A 21660-nucleotide genomic window follows, 5' to 3' on the forward strand; every position below is an offset into this window, starting at 1 on the left:
GAGCGCCATGATATTGAACATGCTCCCCATGAAACGCATGAAATGTGCGCGCTAACATTGCCTCCAGCCATCACCTACCCGCCACCACCTCCGCATTGTTTCGTGTTGACAATTACAACATAGCAGCATAATGTTGCCTTCAATAAAACATTTAAAGGAGATTCATCTTGTCAATTATTCACTACCGCGCTTGTACCTCACTGGGCCTGGCCAGCCTTGGTGCAGTGCTGCTCGCCGCTTGCGGCGGCGGTGGCAACGCACCGGACCAAGTTTCCGCGTCGGCCCCGGCCGCTCCGCTCTCCGCGCCGCCTGCCGCGCTCGCCGATGGCGTTGGCACGCAGGCGGAAAGCAGCGCCCTGCTCTCGCTCAAGCCGAGCAATCCGCTGACCCCGGCCCCGCCCCTGGGGCTGCCGGCGCCGATCGGCACCACCCTGACGACTTTGCAGCTGATTAACAAATCCATCTACCAGCAATACAACGTCCCGCTGACGTTCGGGCAAGTCTTCGCGCCTGGCGCATTCCCTGCGGCAAGCGGCCTGGTGGGTGTATATGCCGGTGCCCAGTTGCCCTTGCAGGTCAACATCAAGGCCAGGCACGCGGATGGATCGGTGCGCCACGCGGTCATCACCGCGATCCTGCCGCAGATGGCTGCGGGCCAGAACGGCACGCTGGCCCTGAACGCGGCCGCCGCGCCAGCGCCGGCCACCGCCACCGGGCCGGGCTCCTTGCTGGCCAGCGGCTTCGACTCGACCGTCAAGCTGACCCTGGCCGGCCAGCTGTACACGGCTTCGGCAGCGCAACTGTTGCAGAGCACCGCGTACCAGACCTGGCTGTCCGGCCCGATGGTCAACGAGTGGCAGGTCTCGGCGCCCTTCAAGTCCGCTGCCGGCGTCAACCATCCGCACCTGAGCGCACGCTTCGCGATCCGCTCTTACACTGGCGGCAACGGTGTGCGGGGCAAGGTACGGGTCGACGTCACCGTCGAAAACAACTGGGCGTATGAACCAGCGCCGAAAACCTTCACCTACAACGCCGAAGTACTGATCAACGGCAAAAGCATCTACAACATCGCGGCCCTGCAACACTATCACCATGCGCGCTGGCGCAAGGTGTTCTGGCCCGAGCTCGAACCGTCGGTCCACATCAAGCACGACACGGCCTACCTGATCGCATCGAAGGCGGTGCCGAACTACGACCAGAGCCTGACCATTTCGCCGACCGCGCTCAGCACCATGAAAACCACCTGGGATGCGGCCAAGCCGGGCCCGATGGGCATGGCCATGGTCGACAAATACATGCCTGCGACCGGCGGCCGCCCGGATATCGGCCTGAACCATGCGTGGGGTGCGATGTACCTGCTCAGCATGGATGAGCGCGCCAAGGAAGTCACCGTGGGCTTGAGCGACCTGAGCGGCAGCTGGCCGATGCACTACCGCGACCGCGTCACCGGCCAGCCGGTGTCCATCGTCGACTACCCGTTCATACGCGACATTCGCATCAGTAGCGACAGCTTCAACCGGGCGCTCAACCGCTGGGAAGACATGCCGCAGTGCACTCCCGCCATCGAGTGCAAGACGCCATACACCCCGGAGACCTCGCACCACCCATCGTTCTCCTACCTGCCTTACCTGGTCACCGGCGACACCTATCACCTGGACGAGCTCAACTTCTGGGCCAACTGGAACCTGATCAACCAGAACCCGGGCTACCGCCAGCATGCCACCGGCCTGGTCAAGAGCCACCAGGTGCGTGGACAAGCGTGGGCCTTGCGCTCGCTGACGCAGGCGGCCTACATCGCGCCGGACGATCACCCGCTGAAGGCGTACTTCAACAAGATTATCGACAATAACCTGAACTGGTACACCGCCACCTTCGTGACCGCCAACAGCAACCAGCTGGGCTTCATCGATAACAGCGGCTTTGCGGCGGTAGCCTACACCGGCCCGGGCGGCCCGAAGACCGGCATGTCGCCATGGCAAGATGATTTCTTCACCTCCAGCATCGGCCAGGCGTACGAACTCGGCTACACCAAGTCCAAGACCCTGCTCGACTGGAAAGCACGCTTCCCGGTCGGCCGCCTGACGGCGCCAGGCTATTGCTGGGTGGATGGTGCGGTGTACGCCCTGTCGGTGCGCGCCACCGAGACGTCGCCCTACTTCACGACCTTCGCCCAAGCCTGGCAGGCGACTTTCCGCGCGGCGGACAACACCGACCTGGTCAATAGCACCGGCCAACGGTATGTGGACCAGCCGTGCGGCAGCCAGTTGCAGGCCAACTGGCGCACCCAGGTGGAAATCGACAAGCGCTCGGGTCGTACGCCATGGCTGGCAGGTGAGATGACGGGCTATGCAAGCTCGCAAGAAGGCTTCCCGGCCAATATGCAGCCGGCGGTAGCGATGGCGGCCAGCACCGGCATCCCGAATGCGCGCGCGGCGTGGGACGTGTTCGCGAAGCGGACGATCAAGCCGGACTACACCCAGCGGCCGCAGTTCGCGATCGTGCCGCGCTGATGTTTGGGGCCGGCAACCGGCCCCGGACTGATACACAATGCGCCAGACGCCGGGCACGCCCCGGTGCCTGGCGGTCCATCTCCTCTCCACGGCGCACCCGCGGGTGCCGCCTCAATGCGCGCGCAGCACCGTGAGCGCCACCTCGAACTGCTTGCCGTCCAGCGTCAGCAGCACCTCATAGGTCCGCCCGACATCGAATGCCGGCGCGCCATCGGCGCGCAGTCCGTCCACGGACAAGGCCGCCGCGCCAGTAACGGCCTTGGGCGCCGCGACGGGCCAGATGCGCCATCCACGACTGTCTTGCTCGGCAGCCGCGCTCGGAAGGATGCTGACGTGCACGTGCGCCGTGTGAGGATTGGCGCCGGTGTACTGGCGCGCACGGAAGCCATATTCGCGCGACCAGATGGTCTTGTTGAAAATGACGTAATTGGTGGAGGGATGCAGCAGCGCCGCGCGCACCACCTCCATCGGCGCGATACCGTCCTTGTCGACATCGACGGCATTGACCGAGCTGCGCTCGTTGGGATTGTGGTCGCTGGGGCGCTCGCAGTGACTCTGGTCGCCGATCGTGCCGTCGGAGCGCTTGTCCCGATCCGGCCAGCGCAGGTTGATCTCGGCACGCAAGCGCAGCAGGGAAGGCGCGACATGCCAGGGCCGGCTGCTGCAACTACCCGCTACCCGCACCTCCCTGGCACCGCGATCGTCGGCGGCGTCGGTGTTGATCTTCATCACGTCGAGGGCGCGCTCCTCGTCAGCGGACAGCGCCGTTCCGACCAGGCGGCCCGGGTTGTCGTCTTCGCTTTCGATGGTGTAGTCGTTGCGTCTGGCGTCCTCGCTACCGAGTTCGGCGATCTCGGCGTCGAGGGCGCCCTCGTCAGGCGGGGTGCAAGCCATGCCGCCCGCAACCGGGAAAAATCCGCTGCCGACCAGCCAGCGGCCGTACTGCGCAATGCCCGGCCTGAGCGTGCCCACCGGGATTACCAAGGCCTCCATGGGCGCATTGAGCAAGCCCGCCAGCGCTACCTCGTGCCGCAGGGTATCGGTACCGAGCAGATCGATCGCGGCGGCGTCGGCGCCGATCACCACGGTCAGCGCAGCCGGCAAGCGCCGAAAGCCGAACAGCGCCGGACTGAACGGAACCGAAAATGCGAGGGGCACCGTACGGCTGACGGGCTTCAAGATAACCGACCCCAGCACCTGGTCGTAGAACACGACCGCAACGCGCAAGTGGAAATGCGGATCGAACTGTTCGTCCGGGATCCGGCCAAGGTCCAGCGTTCCGGTCATGGTGGTCATCGTGGGCTCCTGTGGGTGAAGGGGGGGCATCGACTTCCACTGTAGGGTTGTTCAGCCGGCCCGCCTACCAGGAAGTCGCTAGCGCTTGTGTCCCATCATGCGCGCGCGCGAATGCGCGATCAATCCGGACACTTAAAAGTACCAGACGCAAGATTTCCGGCACAAAGTGTGGCCGCAACGAAAAACGGCGGGAGGATCATATGATCCTCCCGCCGTTGGCAAGCGTCAGCGACAGTCTTATGCCGGCTTGTCGAACTTCTTCATCCATGCCGACAACTGGTGCGGACGCAGGCCGTCGTAATCTTCGAACGGCTGATGGATCCACGGGTTGTGCGGCAAGTCTTCCAGGAAGTAATCCGGACGGATCGAGGACGTGCCCTTGACCCAGATCACCGCCGATTTGACTTCGGTCACGCCGGTGAAAGTCTCGCTCAGGTGACGCGTGACCTTATCGAGCGTGACGCCCGAATCGGCCAGGTCGTCGACCAGCAAGATCTTGCCGGCCAGCGGGCCCTTGGTCATCGTCATGTACTTGGCGATATCCAGGTCGCCGCGCACCGTGCCCGCTTCTTCGCGGTAAGAGCTGGTCGACAGGATCGCCAGCGGCACATCGAAAATGCGCGAGAACACGTCGCCCGGACGCACGCCGCCGCGCGCCAGGCACAATACCTGGTCGAATTTCCAGCCCGATTCGTAGACCTTCAGCGCCAGGCGCTCGATCAGGCGGTGGTACTCGTCCCAGGACACCCAGAGGTCGTTCTCGGTCGATGGAGGGGTGGTCATGATGATTCCTTACTTTTCTGGTTATTCGAACGGGTGGCGCAGGACGATCGTCTCAACGCGGTCGGGACCGGTGGACACCATATCGACCGGCACGCCGACCAGTTCTTCGATGCGCTTGATGTAGGCGCGCGCGGTGGCAGGCAGCTCGGCCAGCGACTTGGCGCCGACGGTACTTTCTTTCCAGCCCGGCATCTCTTCATACACAGGCACGCAGCGCGCCGCGTCTTCCGCGCCGACCGGGAAGATGTCGACATCGCGCCCATCGACCTTGTAGCCGGTGCACAGCTTGAGCGTTTCCAGGCCGTCGAGCACGTCGAGCTTGGTCAGGCACATGCCCGAGACGCCATTGATCTGGACCGAGCGGCGCAGCAGCGCGGCATCGAACCAGCCGCAGCGGCGCGCTCGGCCGGTGACGGTGCCGAATTCATGGCCCACCGACGACAGGTGGTGGCCCACGCCGGCGTCCGTCGGCAGCTCCGACGGGAACGGGCCGGAGCCGACGCGCGTGGTGTATGCCTTGGTGATGCCCAGGATGTAGTGCAGCATGTTGGGACCGACGCCGGCGCCGGCGGCGGCATTGCCGGCCACGCAGTTCGACGAGGTCACGTACGGATAGGTGCCGTGGTCGACGTCGAGCAGCGAGCCCTGGGCGCCTTCGAACAGCAGGTTGCCGCCGGCCTTGTGCGCCGCGTACAGCTGCGACGACACGTCGCCGACCATTGGTTTGAGGCGTGGCACCAGGGCCATCGCGTCGTCGAAGGTCTTCTGGAAGTCGACCGCGTCGGCTTTCAGGTAATTGGTCAGCACGAAGTTATGGTAGTCGAGGTTTTCGCGCAGTTTTTCGGCGAAGCGCTCTTCATTGAGCATGTCGGCGATACGGATCGCGCGGCGTGCCACTTTGTCTTCGTAGGCCGGGCCGATGCCCTTGCCGGTGGTGCCGATCTTGTTGACGCCGCGCGCCACTTCACGGGCCACGTCGATGGCGACGTGGTACGGCAGGATCGCGGGACACGCCTCGGAGATCTTCAGGCGCGACACCACTTCCACGCCGATGGCCTGGAGCTTGTCGATTTCGCGCATGACGTCGGGAACCGACACCACCACGCCATTGCCGATATAGCAGGCCACGCCTTCGCGCATGATGCCCGACGGGATCAGCTGCAAGGCGGTCTTCTGACCTTTGATGACCAGGGTATGGCCGGCATTATGGCCACCCTGGAAGCGAACCACGCCCTGCGCGTTATCGGTCAGCCAATCGACGATCTTGCCCTTGCCTTCATCGCCCCACTGGGTGCCGATGACAACGACGTTCTTTGCCACGTTTTTCTTTGACATCACACTTAGCCTAAGTTTTTGAGAATCCAGTTACTGTTTTCGAGGACGAGTACGCGATCGCACTCGAACTCGTCCTGCTCATTGTCGTGACCCGGCAAACTCTGGATCACAACCTCGCCTGCTTTGCGCAGTTGAGCGATTTTTTCACGCAGCTCGGGGGCATTGCCCCACGGAGCCCGGATCGAATGTTTGCGCTCGGCGGTCGGCAAGAGCCGCGCCAGTTCGCGCAAATCGAGCGAAAAGCCGGTCGCGGGACGGGCCCGGCCGAATGCTTCGCCCACATGGTCGTAACGTCCGCCGCGCACCACCGCATTCGGCAGGCCGGGCACGTACAGCGCGAACATCGCGCCGCTTTCGTATTGGTAGCCGCGCAGGTCGGCCAGGTCGATCGCCACGTCGGCGCGGCCCAGGGCCGATCCGGCCAGCGCGGCCAGTTCGGCCAGCGCGCGCGTGATGCCTGGCAGCGCCGGCAAGACCTCGCGCGCACGCGCCAGCACGTCGATGTCGCCGTACAGGCCGGGCAAGGCCAGCAGCGCGGCGCGGGTGGCCGGCGCGTACGCTGCGCTGATCGCGTCCAGGCCCGGGGTATCCTTGGCGCGCAGCAGCGTGTACAGGGCCGCTTCATCTTTTTTGGCGGCGGCGTCGTCGGCCAGCAGCGCGCGCAGCAAGCCGGCGTGCGACAGGTCGAGGCGCACCTGATCAAAGCCGAAACCGGCCAGGGCCAGCGAGGCGAGCGCCAGTTCCTGCACTTCGGCGTCCGCTTCGAGGCCGGCGTGGCCGTAGATTTCGGCGCCGATCTGCAGCGGTTCGCGGGTGGCGTGCAAGCCGCTCGGGCGGGTATGCAGCACGCTGCCGGCGTAGCACAGGCGGGTGACCGAATCGCGGTTGAGCAGGTGGGCATCGATGCGCGCGACCTGGGTGGTCATGTCGGCGCGCAGGCCGAGCATGCGGCCCGACATCGGGTCGACCAGCTTGAAGCTGCGCAGTTCGGTGTCCTGGCCGGCGCCGGCCAGCAGCGACTCGACGTATTCGAGCAGCGGCGGCATGACCAGCTCGTAACCGTAGGAACGGAAGTTATCGAGCATCAGGCGGCGCAGCTCTTCGGTCTTGCGCGCTTCGGACGGCAGGACGTCGGCGATATTTTCAGGCAGGAGCCAGTTCGGCATGGGCAACGGGAGATAGTTAAAAATCGGACAATATGGCGCGCACGGTCGTGCTAAATGTAGCGCCGAATCAGCGATTTTACAGGAAAATGGTTTAAGGGAGCCAACAAATGTGCGGGAGGGAGTTGTGGGCTGGTTACGCTTGGCCTCCGCTCAAAAGCAAATGGGCGGGCCTGCAACGCAGACCCGCCCATTTTTGATCCGACCGCCGGTGCTTACTTCTTGGCGGCGGCAGGTGCCGAAGCCCCGCCCGGACTACGGAAATACTTGAAGAACTCCGAATTCGAATCGAGCACCATCACGTCGCCATGGCTCTTGAAGGTTGCGCGGTAGGCTTCCAGCGAGCGATAGAACTTGTAGAACTCCGGGTTCTTGCCAAACGCTTCGGCGTAAATCTGCGATGCCTTGGCGTCGCCGTCACCCTTGATCTTCTCGGCGTCGCGGAACGCTTCGGCCAGCATCACGGTGCGCTGGCGGTCGGCATCGGCACGGATCTTTTCCGATTCGGCCGAACCGGTCGAACGCAGTTCGTTGGCCACGCGCAGGCGCTCAGCCTTCATGCGGTCGTATACGGACGCATTGATCTGCTCCACATAGTCCACGCGCTTCAGGCGCACGTCGACGATCTGCACGCCGATCTGCTTGGCCTCGGCTTCGACCTTGCGATGGATCGCTTCCATCACGCTGCCACGCTGGCCGGAAATCACATCGCGCACCGTGCGCTTGGTAATTTCATCGTTCAGTGCCGCCTTGACGATCTGGTCCATGCGGCCGCGCGCACTTTTCTCGCTGCCGCTGAAACTGATGTAGTACAGGCGCGGATCGATGATGCGCCATTTGACGAAGGTATCGACCAGGATGTTCTTCTTCTCCGACGTGATGAAACGGTCGGCATTGGGCGTGTCGAGCGTGAGCACGCGCTTGTCGAGGTAGATCACGTTTTGCAGCGGCGGCGGCAGCTTGAAGTGCAAACCAGGCTCGCTGATCACTTCCTTGATTTCGCCGAACGCGAACACCACGGCAAAGGTGCGCTGGTCGACCACGAACACGGTCGAGGACAGCAGCATCAGCGCGAGGAAGCCGGCGACCAGAATGGATACTAAACGGTTCATTAGCGGATCTCCCGATCACGTGAGGATTCGCGGCTGCGGTTGTCGCGCTGGCGCACCTGTTCGAGCGGCTGCATCACCTCGGCCGGCAGCGGCGCGGCTTGCACCGGCCCGGACTTGGCGCCGATGGCGGCGTCGTTGGCGGCAGTCTGCGCAATCAGTTTGTCGAGCGGCAGATACAGCAGGTTGCTGCCGGACTTGGCGTCCACCATGACCTTGCTGGCACTGGTGAAAATCTGCTGCATGGTGTCGAGGTACATGCGGTCGCGCGTGACGCCCGGCGCCTTCTGGTACTCGGCCATCACTTGCGTGAAGCGGGCCGCGTTACCGGTGGCGTTTTCGGTGACCATCGAGCGATAAGCCTCGGCTTCCTGCATCAGGCGGAAGGCGTTACCGCGCGCGCGCGGCACCACGTCGTTGGCATACGCCTGGCCTTCGTTCTTGGCCCGTTCGCGGTCCTGGCCGGCCTTGACGGCATCGTCAAAAGCGCCCTGCACCTGCTCCGGCGGCTGCACCACCTGCATGGTGACGTTGTTGATCTGCGCGCCCAAGGCATAGCGGTCGACGATCTTCTGCATCAGCAGCTGCGTATCGATGGCCACCTTTTCGCGGCCCTCGTACAGCACGAAGTCCATCTTGCTCTTGCCGACGATTTCGCGCATCGACGTTTCGGCGACCATGCGCACGGTGTCGTCGGTGTCGTAGTTGTTGAACAGCCAGGCCTTCGGATCCTTGAGCGTGTACTGCACCGCGAACTGGATCTCGATGATGTTTTCGTCATCGGTGAGCATCAGCGCTTCTTGCGGATTCTTGGCGCGCGCGGTGCCGCTGGTACCGATTTCGACGGTCCGCAGGTTCGAGACGTTGACTTTTTCGTGGGTCTGGAACGGATACGGCATGCGCCAGTTCAAGCCCGGGCCGGTGGTGCGCGCGTATTTGCCGAAGGTCGAAACGATCCCGACCTGGCCTTCCAGCACGCTGAACACGCCGCTGGCAAGCCAGATAAAGGCGACCACCGCCGCCGCCGCGCCGACCGTGGCGCTGGCGCCCTTCATGTCGGGACGGTAGGGGCCACCGCCCGTGTCGCCGCCGCCCGGTCCCTTGGGACCGAACAGGCGGTTCAGGCGCTGATTGAAGTCGCGCCACATCTGGTCGAGATCGGGCGGGCCGTCGCCGGGACGTTTGCTGTCCTGTAGCAGGACAGTGGGCGGCGGCCGGATGCCGACGCGTTTGAGTAATGAAGCAAGCATGCTATCGAGGTCCGACAATGGTGGAGGTTAGAATTTCGGCCGGTTGCGCGTCCTGTGCATCGTCCGCATCGTCTGCGTCATCAGCTTCGTCAAGGTCGGACGCATGGTCTGCGTCGTCGCCATCGGGCGCGTCATCCGGTTCGGCATCGTCCTGCTCTTCAAAAAGGTGGCTGCGCGCTGGCGCGGCCCTGGCCGCTTCGACCACGGCTTCGCGCAGCATGTCGAGGCCGGCGCCGGTGTGGGCGCTGATGAACACGCGCGAAATATTGCCCGCTTCATCGCGCTCGACCGCTGGCTCGAGGCCGGCGGCATCGATCTTGTTCCACACCAGGATTTGCGGAATATGATCGGCGCCGATTTCCTTGAGCACCAGGTTGACCTGTTCGATCTGTTCCATGCGCACCGGGCTGGCACCGTCGACGACGTGCAGCAGCAAGTCGGCGTGGATGGTTTCTTCCAGGGTGGCGCGGAATGCCGCCACCAGCTGGTGCGGCAGTTCGCGCACGAAACCGACCGTGTCGGACATGACCACGTTGCCCACTTCTTCGCCCAGGTAGACGCGGCGCGAGGTCGTGTCGAGCGTGGCGAACAACTGGTTGGCGACGTACACGCCGGCCTTGGTGAGCGCGTTGAACAGGGTCGACTTGCCGGCATTGGTGTAGCCGACCAGCGAGACCGAAAAGGTATGGCTGCGCCCGCGCGAACGGCGCTGGGTTTCATGCTGCTTGCGCAGCTTGGCCAGGCGCGCGCGCAAGGCCTTGACGCGCTCGCCGATCAGGCGGCGGTCGGTCTCGAGCTGGGTTTCACCCGGACCGCGCAGGCCGATACCGCCCTTTTGCCGTTCAAGGTGAGTCCAGCCGCGGATCAGGCGCGTGGCCAGATGCTGCAGCTGCGCCAGTTCGACCTGCAACTTGCCCTCGTGACTCTTGGCGCGCTGCGCGAAGATGTCGAGGATCAGGCTGGTGCGATCGAGGACGCGGATATTCAGGCGTTTTTCCAGATTGCGCTGCTGGGCCGGAGACAAGGCGTGATTGAAAATCACGATCTCGATGTTCTGGTCCACGCAGGCCAGGCCGATTTCGTCGGCCTTGCCGCTGCCGACAAAGTAGGCAGCGTCCGGACTGGAACGCTTGGCGGTGATGGTGGTGATCGGGTCGGCGCCTGCCGAACGGGCGAGCAAGGACAGCTCTTCCACGCTCGCGTTGAAGTCGCCAGCGCCGAAATCGATGCCGACTAGTGCTGCGCGCATAGGCCTCCCTGCAGGGCCAGGCGACCCGGGGTGGCGACGCCCATGGCCTTACTCAGCTTCGGAATCAAGATTGAGATTAACCGCGCGTGCCGGAACAACGGTGGAGATTGCATGCTTGTAGACCATCTGGGTCACCGTGTTACGCAGCAAGACCACGTACTGGTCGAAGGACTCGATGTGGCCCTGAAGTTTGATCCCGTTGACCAGGTAGATCGATACGGGAACGTGCTCTTTGCGCAAGGCATTGAGGAATGGGTCTTGTAACAGTTGCCCTTTGTTGCTCATAACAGCTCCGTGATGTTGTTGTAGTAAAGAATTGGAGGCGACTCGCTGGTTTTTCAAGTGCCGGGACCATCATTCTGTGAGGCGAATGATGTCCCTGAGTTACTGTAACCTGTTTTGCAATTGTCTGTCGGACGTCCGCGCCTACTTGGACGTGCGCGCAAACGGGTTTTTACCCACGCGCAGCTCGATCCGCAGCGGCGTACCTACCAGATTGAAGGTGTCGCGGAAATGCTTCTCGAGATAGCGCTTGTACGGCTCGCCAATGGCGTCGAGCGAGTTGCCGTGAATGACGATGATCGGTGGATTTTGCCCGCCCTGGTGCGCATAGCGCATTTTAGGACGGATCGAACCCTTGCGGCGTGGTTCCTGCTTCTCGACCGCTTCGATCAGCGCGCGCGTCAGGCGCGGCGTGGACAGGTCGGCGGTGGCGGCGGCGTAGGCTGCGTCGACCGACTTCATCATCGGCGCGATGCCTTGCGACTTCAGGGCCGAAATAAAGTGGGTCTTGGCGAACGAGAGGAAATCGAGCTTGCGGTCGATATCGATCTTGATTTCGTCGCGCTCGTCCGAGCGCAAGCCATCCCACTTGTTGACGGCCACCACCAGCGCGCGGCCCGATTCCAGGATGAAGCCGGCGATGTGCGCGTCTTGCTCCGAAATATCTTGCTGGGCGTCGAGCAGCAGGATCACGACGTGGGCTTCCGAAATCGACTGCAGGGTCTTGACGACCGAAAACTTCTCGATCGCTTCGAATACCTTGCCGCGGCGGCGGATACCGGCTGTGTCGATCAGGGTGTAGTTCTTGCCTTCGCGCTCGAACGGCACTTCGATCGAGTCGCGCGTGGTGCCCGGCATGTCGAAGGCGATCACGCGCTCTTCGCCGATCAGGGTGTTGACCAGGGTCGACTTGCCCACGTTCGGACGGCCGACGATGGCGATCTTGATGCCGCGCGCGGCCGGTTCCAGTTCTTCCTGGTCGTCCGGACGCTGGGCGAAGGCTTCGTTCAAGGCTTCCTCGACCAGGTCGGTCACGCCGTCGCCGTGGGCGGCCGAAATGACGTACGGGTCGCCCATGCCGAGTTCATAGAAATCGGCCACGACGGAGCTGTACTTCATGCCCTCGCCTTTGTTGACGACCAACATCACCTTGCGGCCCGACTTGCGCAGGAAGTCGGTGATGGTCTTGTCGTGCGGCGTGAGACCCTGGCGGCCATCGACGATGAACACGACCACGTCCGCTTCGGCGACGGCCTGCTTGGTCTGCAGGGCCATCTGGAACATGATGCCTTCCTTGGCGACCGGCTCGAAGCCGCCCGTGTCGATGACCAGGAAGGGGCGTTCACCGACCCGGCCTTCGCCGTAGTGACGATCGCGCGTCAGGCCAGGCAAGTCGGCCACGAGCGCGTCGCGCGAGCGGGTGAGGCGATTGAAGAGTGTCGATTTCCCGACGTTGGGGCGACCAACTAATGCGATTACCGGCTTCATGGTGTTTTTATTCGACCGCGATAGCGGTCACTGTCCCAGATTGTGTTTGAAAGATCAGGTTCGAACCGGCCACCATCGGGGGCGCCGTGATGGCGCTCCCGTCGGTGGCGGCGCGCGCCAGAAAGGAACCATCTTCCCGTGACAGGAAGTGGATGAAACCCTGGTAGTCGCCGACCGCCACCGTGCGCGAATACGACACGGGGGTGGACAGGCGGCGATAACTTAATTTGTCGTTTTTCCAGGCGCTCACGCCGCCTTCGCGGTTAAAGGCCGAGACGGCGCCCTTGTCGTCGGCGGCGAACACGAAGCGCTGGTCGACCGCCACGCCAACGTCGGACGACAGCTCCTTGGTCCAGCGCGCGGCGCCGGTGGCGATGTCGAAGCAGCCCACGCGGCCCTGGTAGGACGCGGCGCACACTTCCTGGTCGATCACGACCGGGGTACCGCCGATATCGGTGACGCGTTCGAGTTCGGTCGCGCCGCGCGATTCGCCGACCGCCACTTCCCAGCGCGCCGCGCCGGTGGCCAGGTTCAGCGACAAGAGTTTACCGCCCGGCTGGGCGACGACCACATCTTTACCGATCACCACCATGCCCGGCGCATTGCGCAAGGTCAGTGGCGGCGAGACGCGCTGCACGGTCCATTTTTTCTCGCCGGTCTTGGCGTCGAGGCCGACGATGCGGTTGTCGACCGAGCGCACCACCACCACGCCGTCGCCAACGACCGGACTGGACAGCACTTCGCTGGAGGCCTGGGCCTTCCACAGCAGCTTGCCTTCGAGGTCGTAGGCCAGCACGCCACCCTTGGCGCCGCCAAAGACCAGCATGCTGCCGTCGGTGCCAACGCCGGCGGTCAGGCCGGTGTCGGCCTTGATGCGCCACAACTGCTTGCCGCTGGCCGCATCGACCCGCGCGATGGCGCCATCGGCGCCGGCCACGACCAGCGACTGGTTGACCAGCGCCGGCGTGAAGACGTAATCCTGGGCCTTGCCGATATCGAGCTTCCAGGCGGTGCGCACGGCCATCGAGCCCTTGAGCTCGACCAGCGGCGCGGGCTCGTTGCCCTTGGATTTGGAGGCGAAAGGATTAAGCGAACTCAGGGTGGAGCAGCCGGCTATCAGGGCCAGCACACTCACACCGATAAGTTTCTGGGTAATACGCATAGTCATTGACCTTGTTCTGGGTAACTTGTTGATGCGGACCTGGCGACCGCTCAGGCGGCCGCTTTGGTCTCGGGCACGCTGCCACCGATGGCTTCGAGCTTGAGCATGACCACGGCGCGGCCCGGATGCTGCTCGTCCATCGTGGCCAGCGCGGCCAGGTAGGCGGTGCGCGCTTCGACGATCTTGTTTTGCGCGACCAGGATGTCGCCCTTGCGGTCGGCCACGGCGCCAGTGAACTGCGGCAGGAAGCTGGTGGCCAGCAGTTTCAGGCCTTCATCGTAGGCTTTCTCGTCGAGCAGCACGCCGGACAGGCGCAGCTTGGCGATCGACTTGTACTCGTCGTTGCCGTTGTCGATCACCCATTGCAGGTGGACCTTGGCCGCTTTCAGGTCGCTGGCGTCGAACGCGCTCTTGGCGGCCATCAGCGCCGTCATGGATGCGTAGGCGCTCTTGGCGTACTTGGTGCGCACGTCGCCGGCAATGCGCTGCACCTTGGTGTTGTCCTTGGCGGCGACCGCGGTTTGCATCTGCGTGTACAGGCCCGACGCTTCCGCCGCGTTGACGCGCTCCTGGCGCTTCCACCAGGTATAGCCGGAGTAGGAACCGGCGGCGACGATCAGCAACACCATCAGCATGGTGCCGTACTTGCTCCAGAAGGCCTGCATTGCGGCCAGTTGTTCTTGTTCTTCGAGATCGTATGCCATGTCATTCTCAACGTAGTTAACTACTGATTAATCGGAAATCGGGGTGCCGCCTTGCGCCTAGTGATGGTAGTGCACGTGCTCGTGATCGTGGTCATGCTCGTGGGCGCCCACGATCTGGTTGACCAGGTAGTCGACCACGTCGTCGAACGGCACGCTGGCCTGCTGCTCGCCTTCGGCGCCGCGCATCGACTTGACCGCCGCCGTGCGCTTGGCGATTTCATCGTCGCCCAGGATCACGGCAAAGGCCGCGCCACTGCCATCGGCTTTTTTCATCTGGCTCTTGAAGCTGCCGGGACCGCTCGCAGCGGCGCAATGTAACACAACATCCAGGCCGGCATCACGGATGCGCTCGGCCAGCACGAAGGCTTGCATGCGCGCTTGCTCGCCCTGGTGCACCATATAGACATCGCATTCGGACGGATCGTTCGGTTCTCCCGCCTCTTTCATCAGCTCCACCAGGCGCTCGATGCCCATGGCGAAACCGACCGCCGGGGTCGGCTTGCCGCCGAAGCTTTCGATCAGCGGATCGTAGCGTCCGCCTGCACAAACTGTGCCTTGCGAGCCGAGCTTGTCGGTGACCCATTCGAACACGCTGCGGTTGTAGTAGTCGAGCCCGCGCACCAGGCGCGGGTTGACGGTGTACTGGATATTGTTGTGGTCCAAGATGCGTTTCAAGCCTTCGAAGTGCAGCACCGACTCGCCTTCCAGGTAGTCGAGCAGCTTGGGCGCATTGTTCACCAGCTCTTGCATGGCAGGGTTCTTGGTGTCGAGGATGCGCAGCGGATTGGCGTGCAGGCGGCGCTTGGCTTCGTCGTCGAGCAGGTCGGCGTTGGCTTCGAAATAGGTGATCAGGTCGGCGCGGTGGCGCTGGCGCTCGGCGGCGTCGCCGATCGAATTGATTTCGAGGCGGATGTCTTCCAGGCCCAGGTCGTCCCACAGGCGGCGGCACAGCATGATCAGCTCGGCGTCGATATCTGGACCGGCAAAGCCGACCGCTTCCGCGCCCACCTGGAAGAACTGGCGATAGCGGCCGCGCTGCGGACGTTCGTGGCGGAACATCGGTCCCGAGTACCAGACGCGGCGCGGGCCGTCGTACACCAGGTTGTGTTCGATGACCGCGCGCACCACGCCGGCCGTGCCTTCGGGGCGCAGGGTCAGTTCATCGTCGTTCATGGAATCCTTGAACGAGTACATTTCTTTTTCGACGATATCGGTCACCGCGCCGATGGCGCGCTTGAACAGCGCCGTATCTTCGACGATCGGGGTGACGATCTTTTGGTAGCCGTAGCTTTTCAGGACCGAGTGCACCGTGTTCTCAAACAATTCCCACAGCGGCGCGTCGGCCGGCAGGATATCGTTCATGCCTTTGACGGCGGTGATCTTCGTTGCTTTTTCTTTTTTATTTTCAGACATATTCTAAAACTCTTCTGTATGTTAAGGAGTCCCGGCTTGCAAGCTGGAACCGCTGCGGCGGCAAGCGGCATGCCGCTTGAAACCCCGCCTACGCCATGATTCGCTTGCCATAAGTGGTTTGTACGTAGTTCAGGACAATCGCCTGGAATTCTTCAACGATCTTGTCGCCGCGCAGGGTGACGGTTTTCTTGCCATCGACGAACACCGGCGCGGCTGGCGATTCGCCGGTCCCCGGCAGGCTGATGCCGATGTTGGCGTGCTTCGATTCGCCAGGACCGTTGACGATGCAACCCATCACGGCCACATTCATGCCTTCCACGCCCGGATACGACTTTTTCCATTCAGGCATCTGCTCGCGCAGATAGGTCTGGATGTTGTCGGCCAGCTCCTGGAAGGTGGTCGAGGTGGTGCGTCCGCAACCCGGGCAGGCGATGACCATCGGCGCGAACTTGCGCAGCCCCATGGTTTGCAGGATTTCCTGCGCCACGATCACTTCGCGCGTGCGGTCGCCGCCCGGTTCGGGCGTGAGCGAAATGCGGATGGTGTCGCCGATGCCTTCCTGCAGCAGCACCGACAGCGCGGCGGTCGAGGCAACGATGCCCTTGCTGCCCATGCCCGCTTCGGTCAGGCCCAGGTGCAGCGGATAGTCGCAGCGGCGCGCCAGTTCGCGGTACACCGCGATCAGGTCCTGCACGCCCGAGACCTTGCACGAGAGGATGATCTGGTCGCGTCCCAAACCAATTTCCTCGGCGCGCAGGGCGTTGTCGATGGCCGAGGTGATCAGCGCCTCGTACATCACCGCCTGCGCGCTCCACGGCTCGGCGCGCTGGGCGTTTTCATCCATGATGCGCGCCAGCAGCGACTGGTCCAGGCTGCCCCAGTTCACGCCGATGCGCACCGGCTTGTTGTACATGATGGCCGCTTCGATCATCTGGGCGAACTGGCTGTCGCGCTTGGCGCCCTGCCCCACATTGCCCGGATTGATGCGGTACTTCGACAGCGCGCGCGCGCACTCGGGGAAGTCGCGCAGCAAGGTATGGCCGTTGTAATGGAAGTCGCCCACCAGCGGCACGTCGATTTCCATCTTGTCGAGCTGTTCGCGGATCAGCGGCACGGCGGCCGCGGCCTCCGGCTTGTCGACCGTGATGCGTACCATTTCGGAGCCGGCGCGGGCCAGTTCCTTGACCTGGATCGCGGTGCCGATCACGTCGGCCGTATCGGTGTTGGTCATCGACTGCACCACCACGGGCGCGTCGCCGCCGACCCAGATTTTGCGTTCGCCATGCGACACCAGCACGCGCCGGCTGCTGCGCCGCGCGAGAGGCCCGGAGGGGATCGCCAGATTCGAAGAAGACATGAACAAAGACCTATTACTTGAGGTTGACTCTGGAAACGCGGCCGTTATTCGACGGCAAGGCCACCGTATCGCCGCGCAGGGTGGCGCTCACGCCATCGGGCTTGCCGACGATCAGGGTGACCGGTTCGCCCACTTCGACCGTTTCGACGGTGCCGGCCTTGAGCAGGCGCGACAGCAAAGGCGCACCCTTGGCACGCCGCACTTCGACCCAGGAATCGGCGCGCACGTTCAGCACCAGGGTATTCGATCCGGGCGGCGCGGCCGGCGTGGCAAGCGCTGGGGCGGGAGCGGCGGCGGCCGCTGTCGCGGCCGTGCCTGCCGGCGCGGTGGCAACCGACGCGGTCGGCGGGGGCAGTACCGACACCAGCGGCGGCGCCGGTGCGATGACCGGTTTGCGCTCGTCCGGCTTGACCAGGGTCGTTTCCAGTGGCGCCACAAGCGGCTTGTCGGCGACGACCGGCGCCGGCAGTACCGTGACGTTCGCTTGCGAACCGGACGCGGTAGCCGACGCGGTAGCCGACGCGGCAACGGGCGCGCCGGCCGGGGCGGTAGCCGACGCGCTGCCAGAGAGCAGCGCCGACGGCACCAGCCCGAAATGCCAGGCGCCGGCAGCAGCGGCGGCCACCACCAGCACGGCCGCGCCGATCAGGCCCAGCGGCAGGCGCGAACGCTTGCCGTTGGTCGGAAAACGGACTTCGGAAAAGGTGGCGGGCTTGTCGCGCCGCACGGTCCGGCCGTTGCCGGACTCGGCCAGTTCGGGGGACTCCAGCGAAATCATGGCCACCAGCGGCGCCGCGTCGAGCTTGACGACCTTGGCGTAGGCGCGCACGAAACCGCGCACCACGGCCGGTCCCGGCAAATTGGCGTAGTCGCCCGCTTCCAGCGCGGTGACCTGGCGCACAGCCATTTTCAGCTGGTCGGCGACCTGTTCCACCGTCCAGCCCATCGCTTCACGCTGGGCGGCCAGGGTCTTGCCCGGCAAACCGTGGTTACCCGCGGCGTTCGCCCCCGCGTTCGTGCCCGCTGCCGGTTGTTCTGCCCACTCTGAACTCATCGTCGATCCTGTCTCACTCATCAAATGCACCGCGCTGGAAAGCTGCGAATTCGGGCGAGCCCGGATGGCGCCGGCGCAGCTGGGTCACCAGACTCGTTTCCGAATCCTTGTTGCCCAGCTTGCGTTCGACGCGGACCGCCAGCCACAGCACATCGGCGGGCAAGACTTCCGGTTTCGCAACCGTTTTCACGCGGTTGATATAGTTACCGGCGCGCACATAGTCGCGCCGCTCGTAGTAGACCCGCGCCAGGCCGGCATTGACCGGCATCAGGTCGGGCTCGAAACGCATGGCGTCGAGCAGATAGCGCTCAGCCACCTCGAAATTTTTCTGTTTGATGGCGCATCCGCCGGCATTGACCATGGCCTTGACCGGCGACTGGTAGCGCGGGTTTTTCAGGGCGATGTCGAACTGGGCCATCGCCGCCGGGTAGCGCTCGGTCTGGCACAGGAAAGAGCCGTAATTGTTGTTCAGGTCGGGATTGAGCGGCGCCAGGCGCATTGCGCGCTGGTAATTTTCTTCCGCCAGCACCATCTCGCCCATGCTGGTGTAGATCAGGGCGCGCACGCTGTAGGCGTCGGCGATCTCGGGATCGATGGCGATGGCTTGCTTGATCTCGTCCAGGGCAACCGTGTAATTGCCTTCCTGGTAGTAACCGATGGCCAGCTGCATGCGGATCGATGCGCGCTTGTCATTGCTGGTCTGGTCGGAGCTGGTTTTCAGTTCCGTCTTGCTGCCCTGCAGGCCGATGGCGCTGGCGGTGTCGTTGCGGGTGCTGCTGGTGCTCACGCAGGCCGACAGCGCCAGGCCGGCGGCGCACAGCGCCAGCAGAGGGCGCCAAGGACGGGACGATGGCCGCGACAGGCGCGCGCTCAAGAAGGAATCTCCACGATGCGCCCGAAATCGGCGCCGAACTTCTTCTGGTATTCAGCCATTTTTTCCATGCGCTCCTGTACGCGGGTACGGTCTTGCACTTCGCCGGCCAACTGGCCGCAGGCGGCGTCGATATCGTCGCCGCGCGTTTTCCGAATCGTGGTCACGATGCCGGCATCCATCAGCACCTGGGCGAAGGCCTTGATGCGCGGATTTTTCGAGCGCAACAAGCCGGACTCAGGGAAAGGATTGAACGGAATCAGGTTAAATTTGCACGACACGCCGAGCACCGGGTCCAGCACCAGCGCCACCAGCTCGCGCGCGTGCTCGTCGCTGTCGTTGACGCCGTCGAGCATGCAGTATTCGAAGGTGATGAAGTCGCGCGGGGCGAATTCGAGGTAGCGGCGGCAAGCCGCCATCAGCTCGCGCAGCGGGTATTTTTTGTTCAGCGGAATCAAGCCATCGCGCAGCGCATCGTTCGACGCATGCAGGGAGACCGCCAGCGCCACCGGCACTTCCTGCGACAGCTTGTCCATCATCGGCACCACGCCCGAGGTCGACAGGGTCACGCGGCGGCGCGACAGGCCGTAGGCGTTATCGTCGAGCATGAGCTTGAGCGCGGTCACGGTCGGCTCGAAATTGAGCAGGGGCTCGCCCATGCCCATCATGACCACGTTGGTGATCTGGCGCTCGCCCTTGGGACCGGGTTCGATACCCTTGGTGCGGCGCAGCTCGAATTCGGCCATCCACAGCTGGCCGATAATTTCGGCCACGGTCAGGTTGCGGTTGAAGCCCTGCTTGCCGGTGGAACAGAAACGGCAATTGACGGCGCAGCCGGCCTGGGTGGAAATGCACAGGGTGCCGCGATTTTCTTCCGGGATGAACACGGTTTCGACCGCGTTGCCATTGCCTACGTCGACCAGCCACTTGCGCGTGCCATCAAGCGAGGTGTGGTCGCTGATGGTGGCCGGCGCGCGGATTTCGGCGCGCGTGGCCAGCTTGTCGCGCAGCGACTTGGCCAGGTCGGTCATGGTGTCGAACTCGCTGGCGCCGAACTGGTGTATCCAGCGCTGCAGCTGTTTGGCACGGAACGGCTTCTCACCCAAGTCGGCGCAGTAAGCGACGAGTTGCGCGGGATCGAAGTCCAGCAGGTTGGTGAGAGTCGTCATAAGAATTCTTTATTCAGTCAGGACTGGGTTCAGTCGGGAAAACATGCCACCTGCCCGGGGTGCCGGGCAGGTGGCGTCATACATTGTCAAGCAGTCAAGAGACTGATTAACGGGAGTACACGTTCAGCGCTGGGAAGTAGTAAGCGATTTCCACAGCAGCGGTTTCAGCGGCGTCGGAGCCGTGAACCGCGTTGGCATCGATCGAATCGGCGAAATCGGCGCGGATCGTGCCTTTTTCTGCTTTCTTCGGATCGGTTGCGCCCATCAGGTCACGATGGGTCGCGATGGCGTTTTCGCCTTCGAGCGCTTGCACCATGACAGGACCCGAGATCATGAATTCGACCAGGTCCTTGAAGAATGGACGTGCGGCGTGCACGGCGTAGAAGCCTTCTGCTTCAGCGCGCGACAGATGCATCATGCGGGCAGCAACCACTTTCAGGCCAGCGCCTTCAAAGCGGCTGTAGATTTGACCGATGACGTTTTTTGCAACTGCGTCTGGTTTGATGATCGACAGGGTGCGTTCGATTGCCATTTGTAAAAACTCCAATAAAAAGAAAGGTTTAATGTCAGGTGATGAGACCCAATCAACCTTCGATTTTACCATACAACACCCCTTTTTGAGGGATATTGCACGGCCGCCCGCAGAAGTGTTAGAGTGGCGCCAGCAAATACACGCGGGCGCAAGCGCGATTTTGCGCGCTTTTCTCCCGCCGTGCTATTCTTTTAGTGAGCATTACTTTTTTATCAACCGGAGGCACTATGTCCATCAGCTTGCAAGACTACACCCTGGCGGGAAGCCAGGAAGTACGTCATCGCGTACTGCGCAATACTTACTGGCTACTGGCCCTGTCGATGATCCCGACGGTACTCGGCGCCGCCCTGGGCGTGATGTTCCATCTGCCGGTACCACGCGGCATCATGGGATTCGTCCTGTTCCTGGCCATGTCCTACGGCTTCATCTGGGCCATCGAAAAAACCAAGGAAACGGCCATGGGCGTCGTCGTCCTGCTGGGCTTTACCTTCTTCATGGGTATCTGGCTCACGCCGCTGCTCACACGCACCCTGGGCTTTTCCAACGGCGGCACCCTGATCATGCTGGCCTTCGGCGGCACCGCCAGCATCTTTGCGGTACTGGCCAGCATCGCCACCGTGAGCAAGCGCGATTTCTCGGTGATGGGCAAGTGGCTGTTCGCCGGCGTCATGGTACTGATCGTGGCAACGCTGGCCAACTACTTCTTCCAGATGCCTGCCCTGTGGCTGGCGATCTCGGTGATCGCGATCGCGATTTTCTCCGCCTACATCCTGTATGACGTGCAGCGCATCGTCAACGGCGGCGAAACCAACTACATCAGCGCCACCCTGAGCCTGTACCTGGACGTGTACATCATCTTCCAGCACATGCTGTCGCTGCTGGGCATGGGCGGCGAACGCGACTAAGCGTTTCCTCCCCATGAAAAAAGCCGAC

Annotated in this window: 19 protein-coding genes; 2 read left to right on the forward strand and 17 right to left on the reverse strand. The window is 63.2% G+C overall.

Going from position 1 to position 21660, the window contains the following annotated elements; translation table 11 throughout:
• Positions 1-167: 167 nt before the first annotated feature.
• The gene (locus tag F2P44_RS22115) at positions 168-2510 is read left to right on the forward strand and encodes a hypothetical protein (RefSeq protein WP_229423686.1); all 2343 of its coding nucleotides are present in this window, start codon (positions 168-170) and stop codon (positions 2508-2510) included.
• A gap of 111 nt (positions 2511-2621) precedes the next feature.
• Here F2P44_RS22115 and F2P44_RS22120 read toward each other — a convergent pair whose 3' ends face one another.
• The 17 genes from F2P44_RS22120 to ndk all read right to left on the reverse strand — a co-directional run bounded on the left by F2P44_RS22120 (position 2622) and on the right by ndk (position 20727).
• Positions 2622-3806 carry a hypothetical protein gene (locus F2P44_RS22120; protein WP_167089396.1) on the reverse strand — a complete coding sequence of 395 codons (1185 nt, stop codon included), beginning with the start codon at positions 3804-3806 and terminating at the stop codon, positions 2622-2624.
• Between the two features lie 237 nt (positions 3807-4043).
• A complete protein-coding gene (locus F2P44_RS22125; RefSeq protein ID WP_167089398.1) occupies positions 4044-4589 on the reverse strand; it encodes a phosphoribosyltransferase in 546 nt (181 codons plus the stop codon).
• 21 nt (positions 4590-4610) lie between these two features.
• Positions 4611-5924 carry an adenylosuccinate synthase gene (locus F2P44_RS22130; RefSeq protein WP_167089400.1) on the reverse strand — a complete coding sequence of 438 codons (1314 nt, stop codon included), beginning with the start codon at positions 5922-5924 and terminating at the stop codon, positions 4611-4613.
• Between the two features lie 5 nt (positions 5925-5929).
• Positions 5930-7090, reverse strand: coding sequence for an ATP phosphoribosyltransferase regulatory subunit (locus F2P44_RS22135; RefSeq protein WP_167089402.1), 1161 nt, complete (start codon positions 7088-7090; stop codon positions 5930-5932).
• 212 nt (positions 7091-7302) lie between these two features.
• Positions 7303-8199, reverse strand: coding sequence for a protease modulator HflC (gene hflC / locus F2P44_RS22140; protein ID WP_167089405.1), 897 nt, complete (start codon positions 8197-8199; stop codon positions 7303-7305).
• Positions 8199-9446, reverse strand: coding sequence for an FtsH protease activity modulator HflK (hflK, locus tag F2P44_RS22145; protein ID WP_167089407.1), 1248 nt, complete (start codon positions 9444-9446; stop codon positions 8199-8201). The genes hflC and hflK overlap by 1 nt, the downstream gene beginning before the upstream one ends.
• 1 nt (position 9447) lies before the next feature.
• Positions 9448-10695, reverse strand: a complete 1248-nt coding sequence (hflX, locus tag F2P44_RS22150) for a GTPase HflX (protein WP_167089409.1) — start codon at positions 10693-10695, stop codon at positions 9448-9450.
• A 48-nt stretch (positions 10696-10743) separates the two neighbouring features.
• A complete protein-coding gene (gene hfq / locus F2P44_RS22155) occupies positions 10744-10980 on the reverse strand; it encodes an RNA chaperone Hfq (protein ID WP_026354376.1) in 237 nt (78 codons plus the stop codon).
• Between the two features lie 141 nt (positions 10981-11121).
• A complete protein-coding gene (gene der / locus F2P44_RS22160) occupies positions 11122-12465 on the reverse strand; it encodes a ribosome biogenesis GTPase Der (RefSeq protein ID WP_054263768.1) in 1344 nt (447 codons plus the stop codon).
• 7 nt (positions 12466-12472) lie between these two features.
• Complete coding sequence (gene bamB, locus F2P44_RS22165) at positions 12473-13627, reverse strand: outer membrane protein assembly factor BamB (protein WP_167089533.1); 1155 nt, start codon at positions 13625-13627, stop codon at positions 12473-12475.
• Between the two features lie 50 nt (positions 13628-13677).
• Positions 13678-14331, reverse strand: a complete 654-nt coding sequence (locus F2P44_RS22170) for a YfgM family protein (protein WP_167089412.1) — start codon at positions 14329-14331, stop codon at positions 13678-13680.
• Positions 14332-14388: 57 nt separating this feature from the next.
• Complete coding sequence (hisS, locus tag F2P44_RS22175) at positions 14389-15744, reverse strand: histidine--tRNA ligase (RefSeq protein WP_167089414.1); 1356 nt, start codon at positions 15742-15744, stop codon at positions 14389-14391.
• An 88-nt stretch (positions 15745-15832) separates the two neighbouring features.
• Positions 15833-17101, reverse strand: a complete 1269-nt coding sequence (gene ispG / locus F2P44_RS22180) for a flavodoxin-dependent (E)-4-hydroxy-3-methylbut-2-enyl-diphosphate synthase (RefSeq protein ID WP_167089416.1) — start codon at positions 17099-17101, stop codon at positions 15833-15835.
• A gap of 13 nt (positions 17102-17114) precedes the next feature.
• Positions 17115-18155: a helix-turn-helix domain-containing protein gene (locus F2P44_RS22185; RefSeq protein ID WP_167089418.1), complete on the reverse strand. Its 1041-nt coding sequence runs from the start codon at positions 18153-18155 to the stop codon at positions 17115-17117.
• A gap of 13 nt (positions 18156-18168) precedes the next feature.
• Positions 18169-19029 carry a type IV pilus biogenesis/stability protein PilW gene (gene pilW / locus F2P44_RS22190; RefSeq protein ID WP_229423687.1) on the reverse strand — a complete coding sequence of 287 codons (861 nt, stop codon included), beginning with the start codon at positions 19027-19029 and terminating at the stop codon, positions 18169-18171.
• On the reverse strand, positions 19026-20195 hold the full coding sequence (rlmN, locus tag F2P44_RS22195; RefSeq protein WP_167089420.1) for a dual-specificity RNA methyltransferase RlmN: 1170 nt from the start codon (positions 20193-20195) through the stop codon (positions 19026-19028). The genes pilW and rlmN overlap by 4 nt, the downstream gene beginning before the upstream one ends.
• A gap of 106 nt (positions 20196-20301) precedes the next feature.
• Entirely contained in the window at positions 20302-20727 is a 426-nt protein-coding gene (ndk, locus tag F2P44_RS22200; protein ID WP_167089422.1) for a nucleoside-diphosphate kinase, read from the reverse strand.
• Between the two features lie 227 nt (positions 20728-20954).
• Between ndk and F2P44_RS22205 the strand changes: the two genes are divergently transcribed.
• Entirely contained in the window at positions 20955-21632 is a 678-nt protein-coding gene (locus F2P44_RS22205; RefSeq protein ID WP_167089424.1) for a Bax inhibitor-1/YccA family protein, read from the forward strand.
• Positions 21633-21660 lie beyond the last annotated feature (28 nt).

Origin of the sequence: Massilia frigida (assembly GCF_011682175.1) — a bacterium.
Taxonomy (GTDB): Bacteria; Pseudomonadota; Gammaproteobacteria; order Burkholderiales; family Burkholderiaceae_D; genus Telluria_A; species Telluria_A frigida.

Coding starts and splice junctions, on each gene's coding strand:
- F2P44_RS22120 (WP_167089396.1), bottom strand. CDS start 3,806: ATGACCACCATGACCGGAACGCTGGACCTTGGCCGGATCCCGGACGAA.
- F2P44_RS22125 (WP_167089398.1), bottom strand. CDS start 4,589: ATGACCACCCCTCCATCGACCGAGAACGACCTCTGGGTGTCCTGGGAC.
- F2P44_RS22130 (WP_167089400.1), bottom strand. CDS start 5,924: ATGTCAAAGAAAAACGTGGCAAAGAACGTCGTTGTCATCGGCACCCAG.
- F2P44_RS22135 (WP_167089402.1), bottom strand. CDS start 7,090: ATGCCGAACTGGCTCCTGCCTGAAAATATCGCCGACGTCCTGCCGTCC.
- hflC (WP_167089405.1), bottom strand. CDS start 8,199: ATGAACCGTTTAGTATCCATTCTGGTCGCCGGCTTCCTCGCGCTGATG.
- hflK (WP_167089407.1), bottom strand. CDS start 9,446: ATGCTTGCTTCATTACTCAAACGCGTCGGCATCCGGCCGCCGCCCACT.
- hflX (WP_167089409.1), bottom strand. CDS start 10,695: ATGCGCGCAGCACTAGTCGGCATCGATTTCGGCGCTGGCGACTTCAAC.
- hfq (WP_026354376.1), bottom strand. CDS start 10,980: ATGAGCAACAAAGGGCAACTGTTACAAGACCCATTCCTCAATGCCTTG.
- der (WP_054263768.1), bottom strand. CDS start 12,465: ATGAAGCCGGTAATCGCATTAGTTGGTCGCCCCAACGTCGGGAAATCG.
- bamB (WP_167089533.1), bottom strand. CDS start 13,627: ATGCGTATTACCCAGAAACTTATCGGTGTGAGTGTGCTGGCCCTGATA.
- F2P44_RS22170 (WP_167089412.1), bottom strand. CDS start 14,331: ATGGCATACGATCTCGAAGAACAAGAACAACTGGCCGCAATGCAGGCC.
- hisS (WP_167089414.1), bottom strand. CDS start 15,744: ATGTCTGAAAATAAAAAAGAAAAAGCAACGAAGATCACCGCCGTCAAA.
- ispG (WP_167089416.1), bottom strand. CDS start 17,101: ATGTCTTCTTCGAATCTGGCGATCCCCTCCGGGCCTCTCGCGCGGCGC.
- F2P44_RS22185 (WP_167089418.1), bottom strand. CDS start 18,155: ATGAGTTCAGAGTGGGCAGAACAACCGGCAGCGGGCACGAACGCGGGG.
- rlmN (WP_167089420.1), bottom strand. CDS start 20,195: ATGACGACTCTCACCAACCTGCTGGACTTCGATCCCGCGCAACTCGTC.
- ndk (WP_167089422.1), bottom strand. CDS start 20,727: ATGGCAATCGAACGCACCCTGTCGATCATCAAACCAGACGCAGTTGCA.
- F2P44_RS22205 (WP_167089424.1), top strand. CDS start 20,955: ATGTCCATCAGCTTGCAAGACTACACCCTGGCGGGAAGCCAGGAAGTA.